The sequence below is a fragment of the Microbulbifer sp. ARAS458-1 genome, assembly GCF_045348205.1.
Classification (GTDB): domain Bacteria; phylum Pseudomonadota; class Gammaproteobacteria; order Pseudomonadales; family Cellvibrionaceae; genus Microbulbifer.
Map to the genome: position 1 here is coordinate 1,405,028 of NZ_CP155838.1, position 16,253 is coordinate 1,421,280.

The following is a 16,253-nucleotide window of genomic DNA, read 5'->3' on the forward strand; positions in this document are numbered from 1 at the left end:
CCGGAAGGCACCGAAATGGTAATGCCGGGCGATAACATTCAGATGTCTGTGACTCTGATCTGCCCGATCGCCATGGAGGAAGGTCTGCGCTTCGCGATCCGTGAAGGTGGCCGTACCGTTGGTGCTGGCGTTGTAGCCAAGATCATCGAGTAAACGATGGGTTGTGCGGCTGCCAAATGAATTGGTGGTCGCGCTTGCAAATGTGGGGTTGGATGGTATGATCCGCCCCTCATTTTTTCCGGGAGTGGCGCAGTCTGCCTCCGGAAGTGTTTCAGGCCAGTAGTTCAATTGGTAGAGCACCGGTCTCCAAAACCGGCTGTTGGGGGTTCGAGTCCCTCCTGGCCTGCCAACTTTCAGATGCCCGCAAGGGGCCTGCAGTTGGGCTATCCTGTACTGCTGTCGCTCTTTGTGGTCGTTGGCAATAAAGGCGCCTTGCGGTATTGAGGCGCGCTAAAGGCTTCTTTGTATGAACGCTAAAGTAGAGGCGAAAACCTTTCGTCTTGATGGCCTCAAGTGGCTGCTGGTGGTGCTGTTGGTAGGCGCCGCGGTTGCCGGCAATTCCTACTACGCCGAAATTCCCCTGCTGTATCGTGTGCTGGCAATTGTTGTGCTTTGCCTGGCGGCGGTTTTTGTTGCGGTGCAGACCGAAAAGGGTAATGCCTTCTGGAATCTGCTGCGGGAAGCGCAGAATGAAGTGCGACGGGTAGTGTGGCCGACCCGCCAAGAGGCGACCCAGACCACCCTGATCGTGGTGGTGTTTGTGCTGCTGATGGCAGTCATTCTGTGGGCGTTGGATTCCGGTCTCGGCTGGATGGCTTCCAAGATCATTGGCTAAAGGTTAATCCATGGCAAAGCATTGGTATGTGGTTCAGGCCTACTCCGGCTATGAGAAGCGTGTAAAAAACACTCTCAAGGAGCGCATTGAGCTGCACGAAATGGATCACCTCTTCGGTGAGGTTCTGGTTCCCACCGAGGAAGTGGTGGAAATGCGTGCCGGCCAGAAGCGCAAGAGTGAGCGCAAGTTTTTCCCCGGCTACGTGCTGGTGGAAATGGAGCTGAACGACGACACCTGGCACCTGGTCAAAGAGACCCCGCGTGTGCTGGGCTTTATCGGCGGCAAGGCGGACAAGCCGGCCCCGATTACCGACCGCGAAGCGCAGGCGATCCTGAATCGCATCGACGACTCTGTCGACAAGCCCAAGCCCAAGACGCTGTTCGAGCCGGGTGAAATGGTACGCGTTATCGATGGTCCGTTTAATGACTTCAACGGTGTGGTTGAAGAGGTCAACTATGAAAAGAGTCGCTTGCGGGTGGCGGTGTTGATCTTCGGGCGCTCCACACCGGTAGAGCTGGAATTCGGTCAGGTAGAAAAGAACTGAGTTCGAGCTGAAAGGATTCGGCCCTCTTTCGCTGTGTGCGGAAGGGGGCTTTCGCGTCCCTGAAATCCCAGTCTGCCTTTTCGGCTTTCTGGTTCGGGGCAAACAGGGGAGCTGAGCGTTGCACGTTTGTATAAGTGTACAGCGCAGGCGCTAATACCCAGTTAAAGAGGAAGCTGTAATGGCTAAGAAAATCGAAGCTTACATCAAGCTGCAAGTAAAGGCCGGTCAGGCCAACCCGAGCCCCCCCGTCGGCCCTGCACTGGGTCAGCACGGTGTGAACATCATGGAGTTCTGTAAAGCGTTCAACGCACAGACTCAAGGTCTGGAGCCGGGCCTGCCGGTACCGGTTGTGATCTCTGTATACAGCGATCGCTCCTTCACCTTCATCATGAAGTCTCCGCCCGCCGCGGTTCTGCTGCGCAAGGCTGCCAAGATCAAGAGTGGTTCCGGCCGTCCGAACACCGACAAGGTTGGTAAAGTGACCCGCGCTCAGATCGAAGAAATTGTGGAAATGAAAAAAGCTGACCTGACTGCTTCCGATATGGACGCAGCGGTGCGCACCATCGCGGGTTCTGCTCGCAGTGCCGGTATCGAAGTGGAGGGTCTGTAAGTGGCTAAATTGACCAAGCGTCAGCGCGCAATGGCTGAAAAACTGGAAGCTGGCAAGGCTTACGGTATTGAAGAAGCAGTAGCGCTGCTGAAAGAGTTCTCCAACGTTAAGTTCTCCGAAACCGTTGATGCTGCCATCAACCTGGGTATCGATCCGCGTAAATCCGACCAGGCTGTTCGCGGTGCGACCACCCTGCCGCACGGTACCGGTAAAGAAGTGCGCGTTGCCGTATTCACCCAGGGTGCCAATGCCGACGCCGCTAAAGAAGCTGGCGCTGACATCGTAGGCATGGACGAGCTGGCTGCAGAAGTGAAAGCTGGCAAGATGGATTTCGACGTGGTTGTGGCTTCCCCGGACGCCATGCGCGTTGTCGGTCAGCTGGGCCAGATCCTCGGTCCGCGCGGCCTGATGCCGAACCCGAAAACCGGCACCGTAACTCCAGACGTTGCGACTGCGGTTAAGAATGCCAAGGCTGGTCAGGTGCGTTTCCGCGCTGACAAAGGCGGCATCATCCACGGCGGTATCGGTAAAGTAAGTTTTGACGCCAAGGCTCTGAAAGAGAACCTGGAAGCGCTGGTTGCTGACCTGAAAAAGGCCAAGCCGGCTTCCGCGAAAGGCGTTTACCTGAAAAAGATCACCCTGAGCACCACCATGGGCCCGGGTCTGACTCTCGATCAGGCTTCTCTGGACGTTAAGTAATTCCTGCGGGATTCGCTGCGTTCAGTAAAAAGAACTTTGGGGTCCGCTGATTGCTTTGGCATGAACGCGGGCCGTCAAAGACCGTAGGTGCGGCGGGTGTTTGAGGTTTAAATGCCCCCGCTTAATCCACTCTCTGGCCAGGTTTGGCCACTAGGTGTTTACCGAAGGGAGTGAGCCTACGCAGACGGTGTGCCCAAACCAGTATTTTTACTGGATTTGAGCTTTAAGCACCGGAACGGATCGGGTTCATGATGGCTCGATCTTTTTTCAAATCCAGGAGTGACACTATGGCTATTGGACTCGTAGACAAGAAAGCGATTGTCGCGGAAGTCCAGCAGGCTGCTGAGGGTGCTCTGTCTGCGGTTGTTGCGGATTCCCGTGGCGTAACCGTGAATGACATGACTACCCTGCGCAAAGAGGCTCGCGAGAACGGCGTTTGGTTGAAAGTCGTCCGCAATACTCTGGCGCGTCGCGCTCTGGCCGGTACCGAATTCGAATGTCTCATCGAGAAATTCGTCGGTCCCAGCATCATTGCTTTCTCAAACGAACACCCGGGTGCCGGCGCGCGCATCCTGAAGGCGTTCGCGAAAGACAATGACAAGCTGGAGCTGAAAGGTGCCGCCTTCGAAGGCGTAGCGACTGACATCGCTCTGTTGGCAAGCCTGCCGACTTACGATGAAGCAATCGCTAAGCTGATGAGCGTCATGAAAGAAGCGTCTGCTGGCAAACTGGTTCGCACTATTGCGGCCGTTCGCGACCAGAAAGAGCAGGAAGCGGCGTAATTATTTCGCTAAAGCGAAATCGCAGTTTTCCACTTTTAAAGAAATTACGAGCAGTTTCCTGCTCATACGAAATCAGGTACTAACTCATGTCTCTGACTAAAGAAGATATCATCAATGCGATCGCCGAAATGTCCGTTAAGGACGTTGTTGAGCTGATCGAAGCTATGGAAGAGAAGTTCGGCGTAACCGCAGCTGCTGCTGTTGTTGCTGGTGGCGCGGCTGGCGGCGAAGCTGCTGCAGAAGAGAAAGACTCTTTCGACGTAATCCTGGCAAGCGCTGGCGACAAGAAAGTGAACGTGATCAAAGCAGTTCGCGGTATCACCGGCCTGGGCCTGAAAGAAGCCAAAGCTCTGGTAGACGGCGCTCCGAGCCCGCTGAAAGAAGGCGCGACCAAGGAAGAAGCCGAGGAAGCGAAGAAGCAGCTGGAAGAAGCTGGCGCTACCGTAGAACTGAAGTAATTCGGTTTTACACATTACCGCCAGTTGCTGCTTAAGTCGGCAATTGGCGGAAAGGCTGGTGGACTTTTGTCCGCCGGCCTTTTTGCCGTTTGCGGCATGGGTGTTTTACCCGCCACTCCGCAAAGAAATTTCGAGAAGTTTGTGCACAGGGCAGTTTGTTTTTTGAACGCCTGTATTTGAAGCATAGTGCAATGCCTGCTGCATTGTGCAGAGACTTCTCGCCCGGATGGACTGCGTATCGTCAGAAATCTGACCGCAGTTCTGATGAAGTCTTGTCACCGATCAAGCTGGGGAATATGAATGGCTTACTCATACACTGAGAAAAAACGTATCCGCAAGGATTTTGGCAAACTGCCTAAGGTCATGGACGTGCCTTTCCTGCTTGCGATACAGCTGGACTCGTATCGCAAATTTACTCAGGCCGACACGCGCCCGGATGAGCGCCTGGATATCGGCCTGCAGGCTGCGTTCAAGTCTGTATTTCCGATTGTCAGTTACTCTGGCAACGCTGCTCTGGAGTATGTGAGCTACACACTCGGCAAACCTGCTTTTGATGTCAAGGAATGTACCCTGCGTGGCGTGACTTATGCCTGCCCGCTGCGCGTACGTGTTCGCCTGATTATTTATGATAAAGAATCCGCGAATAAGTCCATCAAGGACATCAAGGAACAGGAAGTGTACATGGGCGAAATCCCGCTCATGACCGAAAACGGTACCTTCGTGATTAACGGTACCGAGCGCGTAATCGTGTCCCAGCTGCACCGCTCCCCGGGTGTATTCTTCGATCACGACAAAGGCAAGACTCACTCTTCCGGTAAGCTGCTGTACGCTGCGCGGGTGATTCCTTACCGTGGCTCCTGGCTGGACTTCGAATTCGACCCGAAGGACCTGGTCTACGTACGTATCGACCGTCGTCGTAAACTGCCGGCCACCATTCTGCTGCGCGCCCTGGGTTACAGCTCCCAGGAAATGCTGGAAATGTTCTTCGACACCAGCAAGTTCACTCTGAACGACGAAACCGTCAGTCTCGATCTGATCCCGTCGCGCCTGCGCGGTGATGTGGCCTCCTTCGATATCAAGGACGGCAAGGGCAAGGTGATTGTTGAGGAGGGTCGCCGTATTACCCCGCGCCACATTCGCCAGCTGGAGAAGGCGGGTGTGGAGAAGCTGGAAGCGCCGATTTCCTACCTGTACGGTCGTGTACTTGCCCACGATGTTATCGACGACTCCACCGGCGAAGTGGTTGTAGAGGCGAATGCGGAGATCACCGAAGAGGTGGTCAACAAGCTGCGTGTTCTGAATGTTCAGAATATCGAGACCCTGTACACCAATGATCTGGACTGTGGCCCGTTCATTTCCGATACCCTGCGTGCCGATCCTTCCCGCACCGAGCTGGAAGCGCTGGTGGAAATCTACCGTATGATGCGCCCGGGCGAGCCGCCCACCAAGGAGTCTGCCGAGTCGCTGTTTGAGAACCTGTTCTTCTCCGACGAGCGCTACGACCTGTCTGCGGTTGGGCGCATGAAGTTCAACCGTCGTCTGAATCGTGAAGACGAGACCGGCTCGGGTACCCTGAGCAAAGAAGACATCGTCGATGTTCTGAAGACGCTGATCGAAATCCGTAACGGTCGCGGCATGGTGGACGATATCGACCACCTGGGTAACCGTCGAGTGCGCTCCGTTGGCGAAATGGCGGAGAACCAGTTCCGCGTAGGCCTGGTGCGTGTAGAGCGCGCGGTAAAAGAGCGTCTGTCCATGGCGGAGTCCGAAGGCCTGATGCCGCAGGATCTGATCAATGCCAAGCCGGTGGCTGCTGCGGTGAAGGAATTCTTCGGTTCCTCCCAGCTGTCCCAGTTTATGGACCAGAACAACCCGCTGTCGGAAGTTACCCACAAGCGCCGTGTATCCGCGCTTGGCCCGGGTGGTCTGACCCGCGAGCGCGCGGGCTTCGAGGTGCGAGACGTGCACCCGACCCACTACGGCCGCGTATGTCCGATCGAAACGCCGGAAGGTCCGAACATTGGTCTGATCAACTCCCTGGCAACCTATGCTCGCGCCAACCACTACGGCTTCCTCGAGAGCCCGTACCGCAAGGTGGTCGACGGCCAGGTGACCGACCAGATCGAATACCTGTCTGCAATTAACGAAGCCAACTACGTGGTTGCACAGGCTTCTGCAGCTGTGGACGAAAACGGTCGCTTTACCGATGACCTGGTGAGCGTGCGTCACCAGTACGAATTTACCCTGAAGACCCCGGACGAAATCCAGTACATGGACGTGTCCGCCCGTCAGGTGGTTTCCGTTGCGGCGGCAATGATTCCGTTCCTGGAGCACGATGACGCCAACCGCGCATTGATGGGATCGAACATGCAGCGCCAGGCGGTTCCCACCCTGCGCGCCGAGAAACCACTGGTAGGTACCGGCATGGAGCGCACCGTAGCGCGCGACTCCGGCGTCTGTATCGTGGCCAAGCGCGGCGGTGTGATCGAGCGTGTTGACGCCAGCCGTGTGGTTGTGCGCGTGCACGACGATGAAGTGGAAGCCGGTGATGCGGGTGTGGATCTGTACGGTCTCACCAAGTACACCCGTTCCAACCAGAACACCTGTATCAACCAGCGTCCGATCGTGAAGACCGGGGACGTGGTTGCGCGCGGCGATATCCTGGCCGACGGCCCGTCCGTTGACCTGGGTGAGCTGGCTCTGGGTCAGAACATGCGCATCGCGTTTATGCCGTGGAACGGCTACAACTTCGAGGACTCCATCCTCGTATCCGAGCGCGTGGTGCAGGAAGACCGCTTCACCACCATCCACATTCAGGAACTGACCTGTATTGCCCGTGACACCAAGCTGGGCAGTGAGGAGATCACCGCGGATATCCCCAATGTGGGCGAGTCTGCGCTGAACAAGCTGGATGAGTCTGGCATCGTGTACATCGGTGCGGAAGTGGGCGCTGGCGACATCCTGGTTGGTAAGGTGACGCCGAAAGGCGAAGCCCAGCTGACTCCGGAAGAAAAGCTGCTGCGCGCGATCTTCGGTGAGAAGGCGTCCGACGTTAAAGACACCTCTCTGCGTGCGCCTTCCGGCACCCGCGGTACGGTAATCGACGTACAGGTCTTCACCCGCGACGGTCTGCAGAAAGATCAGCGCTCTCTCGCCATCGAGAAAGCCCAGCTGGACGAAGTGCGCAAGGACCTGAATGAAGAGTACCGCATCGTTGAAGGTGCAACCTTCGAACGTTTGGCCGCTGCACTGGAAGGTCAGACCGTAGCCGGCGGTAAGGGCGTCAAGAAAGGCGACGTACTGAGTGCTGAAATCCTCGCCGGTCTGCCGCGGGAAGACTGGTTCAAGCTGCGCATGAGCGAAGACAGCCTGAACGAGCAGCTGGAAAAAGCCGAAGCCCAGCTGAAAGAACGTCGTAAGCTGCTCGACGAGCAGTTTGAAGACAAGAAGAAAAAACTGGAATCCGGCGACGATCTGGCGCCGGGCGTGCTGAAAATCGTCAAGGTTTACCTGGCGATCAAGCGTCGCATCCAGCCCGGTGACAAGATGGCCGGCCGTCACGGTAACAAAGGTGTGATCTCCGTGATCAAGCCTGTGGAAGATATGCCGTACGACGAAAACGGTGAGCCGGTAGACGTGGTTCTGAACCCGCTGGGTGTACCGTCTCGTATGAACGTCGGACAGGTTCTGGAAATGCACCTGGGTATGGCGGCGAAAGGTCTCGGTGTGAAGATCGATCGCATGATCAAGGAGAAACAGGAAGCGGCTAAGATTCGCGGGTTCCTGGAAGAGGTCTACAACTCCACCGGTGGCCGCAAGGAAGAGCTGGACGAGCTGACCGATGAAGAAGTGCTGGCTATGTCTGAAAACCTGCGTCGCGGTGTACCCATGGCGACGCCGGTGTTCGACGGTGCTGCTGAGCCTGAAATCAAGAAGCTGTTGCGCCTGGCGGACATCCCGGATTCCGGCCAGATCACCCTGTACGACGGCCGTACCGGTGACGCCTTCGAGCGTCCGGTAACCGTGGGCTACATGTACATGCTGAAGCTGAACCACCTGGTAGACGACAAGATGCACGCGCGTTCTACCGGTTCCTACAGCTTGGTTACCCAGCAGCCGCTGGGTGGTAAGGCGCAGTTCGGTGGTCAGCGCTTCGGTGAGATGGAGGTGTGGGCACTGGAAGCATACGGTGCCGCTTACACCCTGCAGGAAATGCTCACGGTCAAATCCGATGACGTGGAAGGTCGTACCAAGATGTACAAAAACATCGTGGATGGCGACCACCGCATGGAGCCGGGCATGCCCGAATCCTTCAACGTACTGGTCAAGGAAATCCGCTCGCTGGGTATGAACTTCGAGCTGGAAAACGAATAACACTGGTATTAATCGGATTTAGTAGACAGAGGCCGGTGGCGGCGATCGCAAATCACCACCACCGGCACTTCCGGCCCCAGAGGCAGTTGGCCGGAATGACTACCCCCTAGTGGAGGAAAGGCCTTGAAAGATTTGTTAAACCTGGTGAAAGCCCAGGATCAGCTCGAAGAATTTGACGCTATCCGTATCGGTCTGGCTTCGCCAGACATGATTCGCTCCTGGTCCTACGGCGAAGTGAAAAAGCCGGAGACCATCAACTACCGTACCTTCAAACCGGAGCGCGAAGGCCTGTTCTGTGCCAAGATTTTTGGCCCGGTAAAGGACTATGAGTGCCTGTGCGGTAAGTACAAGCGTATGAAGCACCGCGGCATCATCTGTGAGAAGTGCGGCGTTGAAGTCACCAAGGCGAAAGTTCGCCGTGAGCGCATGGGCCACATCGAACTGGCGAGCCCGGTTGCGCACATCTGGTTCCTGAAATCCCTGCCGTCCCGTATCGGCCTGCTGCTGGATATGACCCTGCGTGATATCGAGCGCGTGCTGTACTTTGAGTCTTACGTGGTGACCGACCCGGGTATGACTACCCTGGAACGCGGCCAGCTGCTGAACGACGAGCAGTACTTTGAAGCAATGGAAGAGTTTGCCGATGAGTTCGAGGCGAAAATGGGTGCGGAAGCCATCCAGGAGCTGATGAATGACATCGAGCTGCCCACCGAAATCCAGCGACTGCGCGAAGAGATCCCGGCGACCAACTCTGAAACCAAGATCAAGAAGCTGTCCAAGCGCCTGAAGCTGTTGGAAGCCTTCTACAAGTCCGGTAACAAGCCGGAGTGGATGATCATGCAGGCACTGCCGGTTCTGCCGCCGGATCTGCGCCCGCTGGTACCGCTGGACGGTGGCCGCTTCGCGACCTCCGACCTGAACGACCTGTACCGTCGCGTGATCAACCGTAACAACCGTCTGAAGCGTCTGCTCGAGCTAAATGCCCCTGACATCATCGTGCGCAACGAAAAGCGTATGCTGCAGGAGTCTGTGGATGCGCTGCTGGATAACGGCCGTCGCGGCCGAGCCATCACCGGTTCCAACAAACGCCCGCTGAAATCCCTGGCCGACATGATCAAGGGTAAGCAGGGTCGTTTCCGTCAGAACCTGCTGGGTAAGCGTGTGGACTACTCCGGTCGTTCCGTGATCGTGGTTGGTCCTACTCTGCGTCTGCACCAGTGTGGTCTGCCGAAGAAGATGGCCCTCGAGCTGTTCAAGCCGTTTATTTTCGGCAAGCTGGAAGCCCGCGGCCTGGCCACCACCATCAAGGCGGCCAAGAAAATGGTCGAGCGCGAGGAAGCGGTGGTATGGGACATCCTCGACGAAGTGATTCGCGAGCACCCGGTACTGCTGAACCGTGCACCGACCCTGCACCGTCTGGGTATCCAGGCGTTCGAGCCGGTACTGATTGAAGGTAAGGCGATCCAGCTGCACCCGCTGGTGTGTGCGGCGTACAACGCCGACTTCGACGGTGACCAGATGGCGGTACACGTACCGCTGACCATCGAAGCGCAGCTGGAATCCCGCGCGCTGATGATGTCCACCAACAACATCCTGTCACCGGCCAACGGTGAGCCGATCATTGTACCGTCCCAGGACGTGGTACTGGGTCTGTACTGGATGACCCGCGAGCGTGTGAACGATAAAGGTGAAGGCATGTTCTTCTCCGATATCAAGGAAGTCAGCCGTGCCTTCTACGCCAAGCAGGTTGGCCTGCAGGCGAAGATCAAGGTGCGTATCGACGAGACTTCCATCGGCGAAGACGGCGAGAAGCAGGTTACCCGCACCGTGTACGACACTACCGTCGGTCGCGCACTGCTGTGGAACATCGTACCGGAGGGCCTGCCTTTCGAGTACGTGAACCAGCCGATGAAGAAAAAGGCGATTTCCAGGGTCCTGAACGAGTGCTACCGCAAAGTGGGCCTGAAGGCGACCGTAATCTTCGCTGACCAGCTGATGTACACCGGTTTCGACTTCTCCACCAAGTCCGGTTCCTCCATCGGTGTAAACGACTTCGAGATCCCGGCGGCCAAGGCTGAATTGATTGCTTCCGCAGAAGAGGAAGTGAAAGAGATCGAAACCCAGTTCGCCTCCGGTCTGGTAACCGCAGGCGAGAAATACAACAAGGTCATCGACGTCTGGTCCCGTACCAACGACAAGGTCACCCAGGCGATGATGGCCGGTATCAAGAAAGAGCCGGTAATCGATCGCGACGGCAATGAAACCGAGCAGGACTCCTTCAACTCCGTCTACATGTACGCCGACTCCGGCGCGCGGGGTAGTGAGGCGCAGATTCGTCAGCTGGCCGGTATGCGTGGCCTGATGGCCCGTCCGGACGGTTCCATTATCGAGAACGCCATTACCGCAAACTTCCGTGAAGGTCTGAGCGTACTGCAGTACTTCATCTCGACCCACGGTGCGCGTAAAGGTCTGGCGGATACCGCACTGAAAACCGCGAACTCCGGTTACCTGACCCGTCGTCTGGTAGACGTGGCACAGGACGTGGTAATTACCGAAATCGACTGTGGCACCGACGACGGCCTGACCATGGCGCCGGTGATCGAAGGCGGTGACGTCATCGAATCCCTGGGTGACCGTATCCTCGGCCGTGTGGTGGCGCGCGACGTGACCAAGCCCGGCAGTGACGAGATTGCGGTACCCGCTGGCACCATGATCGACGAAGCCTGGGTTGAGCGTATCGAAGGTATGGGGATCGACGAAGTAATCGTGCGCTCCGCGATTACCTGTGAGACCGCCCACGGTATCTGTGCTCAGTGTTACGGCCGTGACCTGGCCCGTGGCCACCGTGCCAACCCCGGCGAGTCCGTGGGTGTTGTGGCAGCCCAGTCCATTGGTGAGCCGGGTACCCAGCTGACCATGCGTACCTTCCACATCGGTGGTGCGGCGAGCCGTGCTTCCGCGGCGGACAGCATCCAGGTTAAGCAGCCGGGTACCGTGCGTCTGCACAATGTGAAGACCGTGAAGACCGAAGGCGGCAACCTGGTAGCGGTATCCCGTTCCGGTGAACTGGCGGTCGCTGACCCGGCTGGCCGGGAGCGTGAGCGCTACAAGCTGCCTTACGGTGCCGTGATCAGTGTCGACGAAGGGTCCACCATCGAAGGCGGCCAGATCGTCGCCAAGTGGGATCCGCACACCCACCCAATCATTACCGAGGTTGCCGGTTGGGTGAAACTGTCCGGTATGGAAGATGGCCTGTCCATCCGCAAGCAGACGGACGAAATCACCGGCCTGTCCTCGATCGAGGTGATCGATCCGGCGGAGCGTCCGGCGGCGGGTAAAGACCTGCGCCCGGCGGTGACCCTGGTGGACGAGAACGGCGAAGAACTGACCCTGGCTAACTCCAACGCGCCGGCGCACTACGCGCTGCCGCCACGAGCGATTCTGAGCCTGAAAGACAGCGACAAGGTGAACGTCGGTGACGTTATCGCCCGTATCCCGCAGGAATCCGGCGGTACCAAGGACATCACCGGTGGTCTGCCGCGGGTTGCCGACCTGTTCGAAGCCCGTAAGCCGAAAGAGCCGTCCATCCTGGCGGAGATCTCCGGTACCGTTTCCTTCGGTAAAGAAACCAAAGGCAAAGTACGTCTGCAGATCACCCCGAAAGATGGTAAGCCACTGGCCAATGGCAAGGATCACTACGAAGTACTGATTCCGAAGCACCGCCAGCTGACCGTGTTCGAAGGTGAAACCGTAGAGAAGGGTGAGGTTATCTCCGATGGCCCGTCCAACCCGCACGACATTCTGCGCCTCAAGGGCGTGGAAGAGCTTGCGCGCTACATCACCAACGAGATTCAGGAGGTTTACCGCCTCCAGGGTGTAGGCATCAACGATAAGCACATCGAGACCATCGTGCGTCAGATGCTGCGTAAAGTTGAAATCCTCGAGATGGGCGACTCAGAGTTCATCAAGGGCGACCAGGTGGAATACCAGCGCGTGGTGGAAGAGAACGAGCGCCTGCGTGCCGAAGGCAAGCAACCGGCTCAGTTCGAGCGTCTGCTGCTGGGTATCACCAAAGCGTCCCTGGCCACCGAGTCCTTCCTGTCTGCGGCCTCCTTCCAGGAGACCACCCGTGTACTGACCGAAGCGGCGGTAACCGGTAAGGAAGACAGCCTGCGCGGCCTGAAAGAAAACGTGGTGGTGGGTCGTCTGATCCCGGCCGGTACCGGCCTTGCCTACCACGCCGAGCGCAAGCGTCGCCGCACCCAGCAGTTGACCACTGGCTTTGCCGAAGGTCCTTCTGCAGAAGAGGTGGAAGCGGCGCTGACCGAAGCCCTGAAATCATCCGGGGAGTGAGGTCCACAGAACGGAGTAGTCTGACTGGTTGGTTCGCTGTTTCAGGGGCTGACCGGTCTGTTCCGGATCGCAGTTACCTGCCGATGTGAGTGTTCACTTCGTTGGGTGGTTGACTCGGGCAGGCCGCGTTTATAGAATGCGGCCCCCGCTAATGGGGTGCGATTGTTTGTTGAACGTGAAGGGCGACCTTTGAAGGGCGAGCTTCGGTTCAGCGGAATATCGCGCACTGACGATAGGCCCTCACTGCTGTTTATGGTGGGGGCGTTTTATTTTGGAGTGATTTTTAATGGCAACGATCAACCAGTTGGTTCGTAAGCCGAGAAAACGCAAAGTTGAAAAAAGCGACGTGCCTGCACTGCAAGCTTGCCCGCAGCGCCGTGGAGTTTGTACTCGTGTGTATACCACTACACCGAAGAAGCCGAACTCCGCACTGCGTAAAGTTTGTCGTGTGCGCCTGACCAACGGTTTCGAAGTGACTTCGTACATCGGTGGTGAAGGCCACAACCTGCAGGAGCACAGCGTGGTACTGATTCGCGGCGGTCGTGTAAAAGACCTGCCGGGTGTGCGCTACCACACTGTACGCGGTGCACTTGACTGTGCCGGCGTAAACGATCGCAAGCAGGGCCGTTCTAAGTACGGTGCCAAGCGTCCTAAGAGCTAATTGCTCTAGACAACATTGCGTTTCGGTTTAACGAATAACCGGAGTAAGGCTGAGCTCGCCGATTTGTAGTTACTGTTTTTAGTTAATACGGCGGCATCTCAGAGTAACCCTGAAGAGAGGCAATCCCATGCCAAGAAGACGAGTAGTCGCCAAGCGCGAAGTGCTGCCCGATCCCAAGTTCGGGAACGTGACTCTGGCCAAGTTCATGAACCATGTCATGATCTCTGGTAAGAAGTCTGTGGCAGAGAGCATCGTTTACGGTGCGCTGGATCTGGTTTCAGAAAAGCTGAACAAAGATCCAATTGAAATTTTCGAAGAATCCCTGGAAAACATCGCCCCGATGGTGGAAGTAAAGTCCCGTCGTGTTGGTGGTGCTACCTACCAGGTACCGGTAGAAGTGCGTCCGGCACGTCGTACCGCGCTGGCAATGCGCTGGCTGGTAGATTTTTCCCGTAAGCGCGGTGAGAAGTCTATGGCCCAGCGCCTGGCCAATGAAATGATCGATGCTTCCCAGAACAAGGGCGGCGCGGTCAAGAAGCGTGAAGACGTGCACCGTATGGCGGAAGCCAACAAAGCGTTCTCCCACTATCGTTTCTAAGATAGTGACGCTTCTAAGTCTGATGATTATTTCCATCGGAAAATAAAATCGAAAGGCAGCAAGGAAGGTAAAACTCCGCGCTGCCTTTTGCCGTTATATCGAGGATACAACTGTGGCACGTAAAACGCCTATCGAACGCTATCGCAATATCGGTATCTGCGCCCACGTAGACGCCGGTAAAACCACGACTACCGAGCGCGTACTGTTCTACACCGGTCTGTCCCACAAAATTGGTGAGGTGCACGAAGGCGCAGCCACCATGGACTGGATGGAGCAGGAGCAGGAGCGTGGTATCACCATTACCTCTGCGGCAACCACCTGTTTCTGGGCTGGTATGCAGCAACAGTTCCCGCAGCACCGCGTAAACATCATCGACACCCCGGGGCACGTTGACTTTACCATTGAAGTAGAGCGCTCCCTGCGCGTTCTCGATGGCGCCGTGGTTGTTCTGTGTGGCTCCTCCGGCGTGCAGCCGCAGACCGAAACTGTATGGCGTCAGGCCAACAAATACGAAGTGCCGCGCATGGTATTCGTAAACAAGATGGACCGCGCTGGTGCTGACTTCCGCAAGGTTGTTGGTCAGCTGAAGACTCGCCTGAATGCAAATGCGGTACCGCTGCAAATGACCATTGGCTCGGAAGATGAGTTCAAGGGTGTTGTCGACCTGGTAAAAATGAAAGCCATCCTGTGGAACGAAGAAGACATGGGGATGACTTTCGAGTACGCCGATATCCCGGCGGATATGCAGGACGAGTGCGAAGAGATGCGCGAGTTCCTGGTCGAGGCTGCTGCGGAAGCCAACGAAGAGCTGATGGAGAAATACCTGGAAGAAGGTGAGCTGACTGAGGAAGAGATCAAGTCGGCCATCCGTCAGCGCACTCTGGCCAACGAGATTGTACCGGTTCTGGGCGGCTCCGCGTTCAAGAACAAGGGCGTGCAGGCCATGCTGGATGCGGTGATCGAATATCTGCCGGCGCCGACCGAAGTTAAGGCGATCGAAGGTACTCTTCTGGATAAGGATGAGACTGTGGAAACCCGTGTCGCCGACGACGACGCGCCGTTTGCTGCACTGGCCTTCAAAATTGCCACCGACCCCTTCGTTGGTACTCTGACCTTCTTCCGTGTCTACTCCGGTAAGCTGGAAAGCGGCACCGCGGTATACAACTCCGTGAAGCAGAAGAAAGAGCGTGTCGGCCGTATGGTGCAGATGCACTCCAACGATCGTAAAGAGATCAAAGAGGTACTGGCGGGCGATATCGCCGCGGCCATCGGCCTGAAAGATGTGACCACTGGCGATACTCTGTGTGCCGAAGACGCGAAGATCGTTCTTGAGCGTATGGAGTTCCCGGAGCCGGTAATCTCCGTGGCGGTAGAGCCGAAGTCCAAGCCGGACCAGGAAAAAATGGGTGTTGCTCTGGGCAAGTTGGCTCAGGAAGATCCGTCCTTCCGTGTGAAGACCGACGAAGAGACAGGCCAGACCATCATCTCCGGTATGGGTGAGTTGCACCTGGATATCATCGTTGATCGCATGCGTCGTGAATTCAACGTTGAAGCCAACATCGGTAAGCCGCAGGTGGCCTACCGTGAAACTATCCGCAACACCGCTGAGATCGAAGGCAAGTTCGTTCGTCAGTCCGGTGGTCGCGGTCAGTACGGTCATGTTTGGGTGAAATTCGAGCCGGCAGAAGATGAGTCCGGTGAAGGTCTGGTGTTTGAGAATGCCATCGTGGGTGGTGTGGTACCGAAGGAATACATTCCTGCGGTACAGAAGGGTATCGAAGAGCAGATGCAGAACGGTGTTCTGGCTGGCTACCCGCTGCTGGGTCTGAAGGCTACCCTGTACGATGGCTCTTTCCACGATGTGGACTCCAACGAAATGGCGTTCAAAATCGCAGGCTCCATGGCGACCAAGAAGCTGGCAGACGTTGGCGGTGCAGTGCTGCTCGAGCCGATGATGAAGGTGGAAGTGGTTACTCCGGAAGAGAACATGGGTGACGTAGTTGGCGACCTGAACCGTCGTCGCGGTTTGATCCAGGGTATGGATGATAGCGCCTCTGGTAAGGTCGTTAACGCGGAGGTGCCGCTGGCCGAAATGTTCGGTTACGCCACCGATCTGCGTTCCGCGACCCAGGGCCGTGCTACCTACACCATGGAATTCCTGAAGTACGCCGAAGCGCCGAAGAACGTCGCTGACGAAATTATTGCCAAGAACAAAGCTTAAGCTTTAGTCCCTTTACAACTTTTAAGTTAGAGGATCCTGAAAATGGGAAAAGAAAAGTTTGAACGTTCCAAGCCCCACGTAAACGTGGGCACCATCGGTCACGTTGACCATGGTAAAA

General features: G+C 56.7%; 11 protein-coding genes, 1 tRNA gene and 1 pseudogene. All 13 read left to right on the forward strand.

The genetic code is table 11. The annotated features are described in order from the left end of the window. Positions 1 to 153 (forward strand): annotated as a pseudogene (tuf, locus tag AAFH99_RS05620) (elongation factor Tu); the annotation flags it as partial. Between the two features lie 120 nt (positions 154 to 273). Then, positions 274 to 349 (forward strand) — tRNA-Trp (locus tag AAFH99_RS05625). A 117-nt stretch (positions 350 to 466) separates the two neighbouring features. Next, positions 467 to 835 carry a preprotein translocase subunit SecE gene (gene secE, locus AAFH99_RS05630; RefSeq protein ID WP_043320776.1) on the forward strand — a complete coding sequence of 123 codons (369 nt, stop codon included), beginning with the start codon at positions 467 to 469 and terminating at the stop codon, positions 833 to 835. Between the two features lie 10 nt (positions 836 to 845). Continuing rightward, entirely contained in the window at positions 846 to 1,379 is a 534-nt protein-coding gene (nusG, locus tag AAFH99_RS05635; protein WP_043320777.1) for a transcription termination/antitermination protein NusG, read from the forward strand. Between the two features lie 178 nt (positions 1,380 to 1,557). Next, entirely contained in the window at positions 1,558 to 1,989 is a 432-nt protein-coding gene (gene rplK, locus AAFH99_RS05640; protein ID WP_043320779.1) for a 50S ribosomal protein L11, read from the forward strand. Further along, the gene (rplA, locus tag AAFH99_RS05645; RefSeq protein WP_043320781.1) at positions 1,990 to 2,688 is read left to right on the forward strand and encodes a 50S ribosomal protein L1; all 699 of its coding nucleotides are present in this window, start codon (positions 1,990 to 1,992) and stop codon (positions 2,686 to 2,688) included. A 287-nt stretch (positions 2,689 to 2,975) separates the two neighbouring features. Next, the gene (gene rplJ, locus AAFH99_RS05650) at positions 2,976 to 3,470 is read left to right on the forward strand and encodes a 50S ribosomal protein L10 (protein WP_043320782.1); all 495 of its coding nucleotides are present in this window, start codon (positions 2,976 to 2,978) and stop codon (positions 3,468 to 3,470) included. An 86-nt stretch (positions 3,471 to 3,556) separates the two neighbouring features. Next, positions 3,557 to 3,928: a 50S ribosomal protein L7/L12 gene (gene rplL / locus AAFH99_RS05655; protein WP_043320783.1), complete on the forward strand. Its 372-nt coding sequence runs from the start codon at positions 3,557 to 3,559 to the stop codon at positions 3,926 to 3,928. A gap of 300 nt (positions 3,929 to 4,228) precedes the next feature. Next, on the forward strand, positions 4,229 to 8,302 hold the full coding sequence (gene rpoB, locus AAFH99_RS05660; RefSeq protein WP_043320785.1) for a DNA-directed RNA polymerase subunit beta: 4,074 nt from the start codon (positions 4,229 to 4,231) through the stop codon (positions 8,300 to 8,302). A gap of 123 nt (positions 8,303 to 8,425) precedes the next feature. After that, entirely contained in the window at positions 8,426 to 12,655 is a 4,230-nt protein-coding gene (gene rpoC, locus AAFH99_RS05665) for a DNA-directed RNA polymerase subunit beta' (protein ID WP_043320786.1), read from the forward strand. 286 nt (positions 12,656 to 12,941) lie between these two features. Further along, entirely contained in the window at positions 12,942 to 13,316 is a 375-nt protein-coding gene (gene rpsL, locus AAFH99_RS05670; RefSeq protein ID WP_043320788.1) for a 30S ribosomal protein S12, read from the forward strand. 127 nt (positions 13,317 to 13,443) lie between these two features. Then, positions 13,444 to 13,914, forward strand: coding sequence for a 30S ribosomal protein S7 (rpsG, locus tag AAFH99_RS05675; RefSeq protein WP_010130334.1), 471 nt, complete (start codon positions 13,444 to 13,446; stop codon positions 13,912 to 13,914). 112 nt (positions 13,915 to 14,026) lie between these two features. Next, positions 14,027 to 16,135, forward strand: a complete 2,109-nt coding sequence (fusA, locus tag AAFH99_RS05680; protein WP_043320790.1) for an elongation factor G — start codon at positions 14,027 to 14,029, stop codon at positions 16,133 to 16,135. Positions 16,136 to 16,253: the final 118 nt, after the last annotated feature.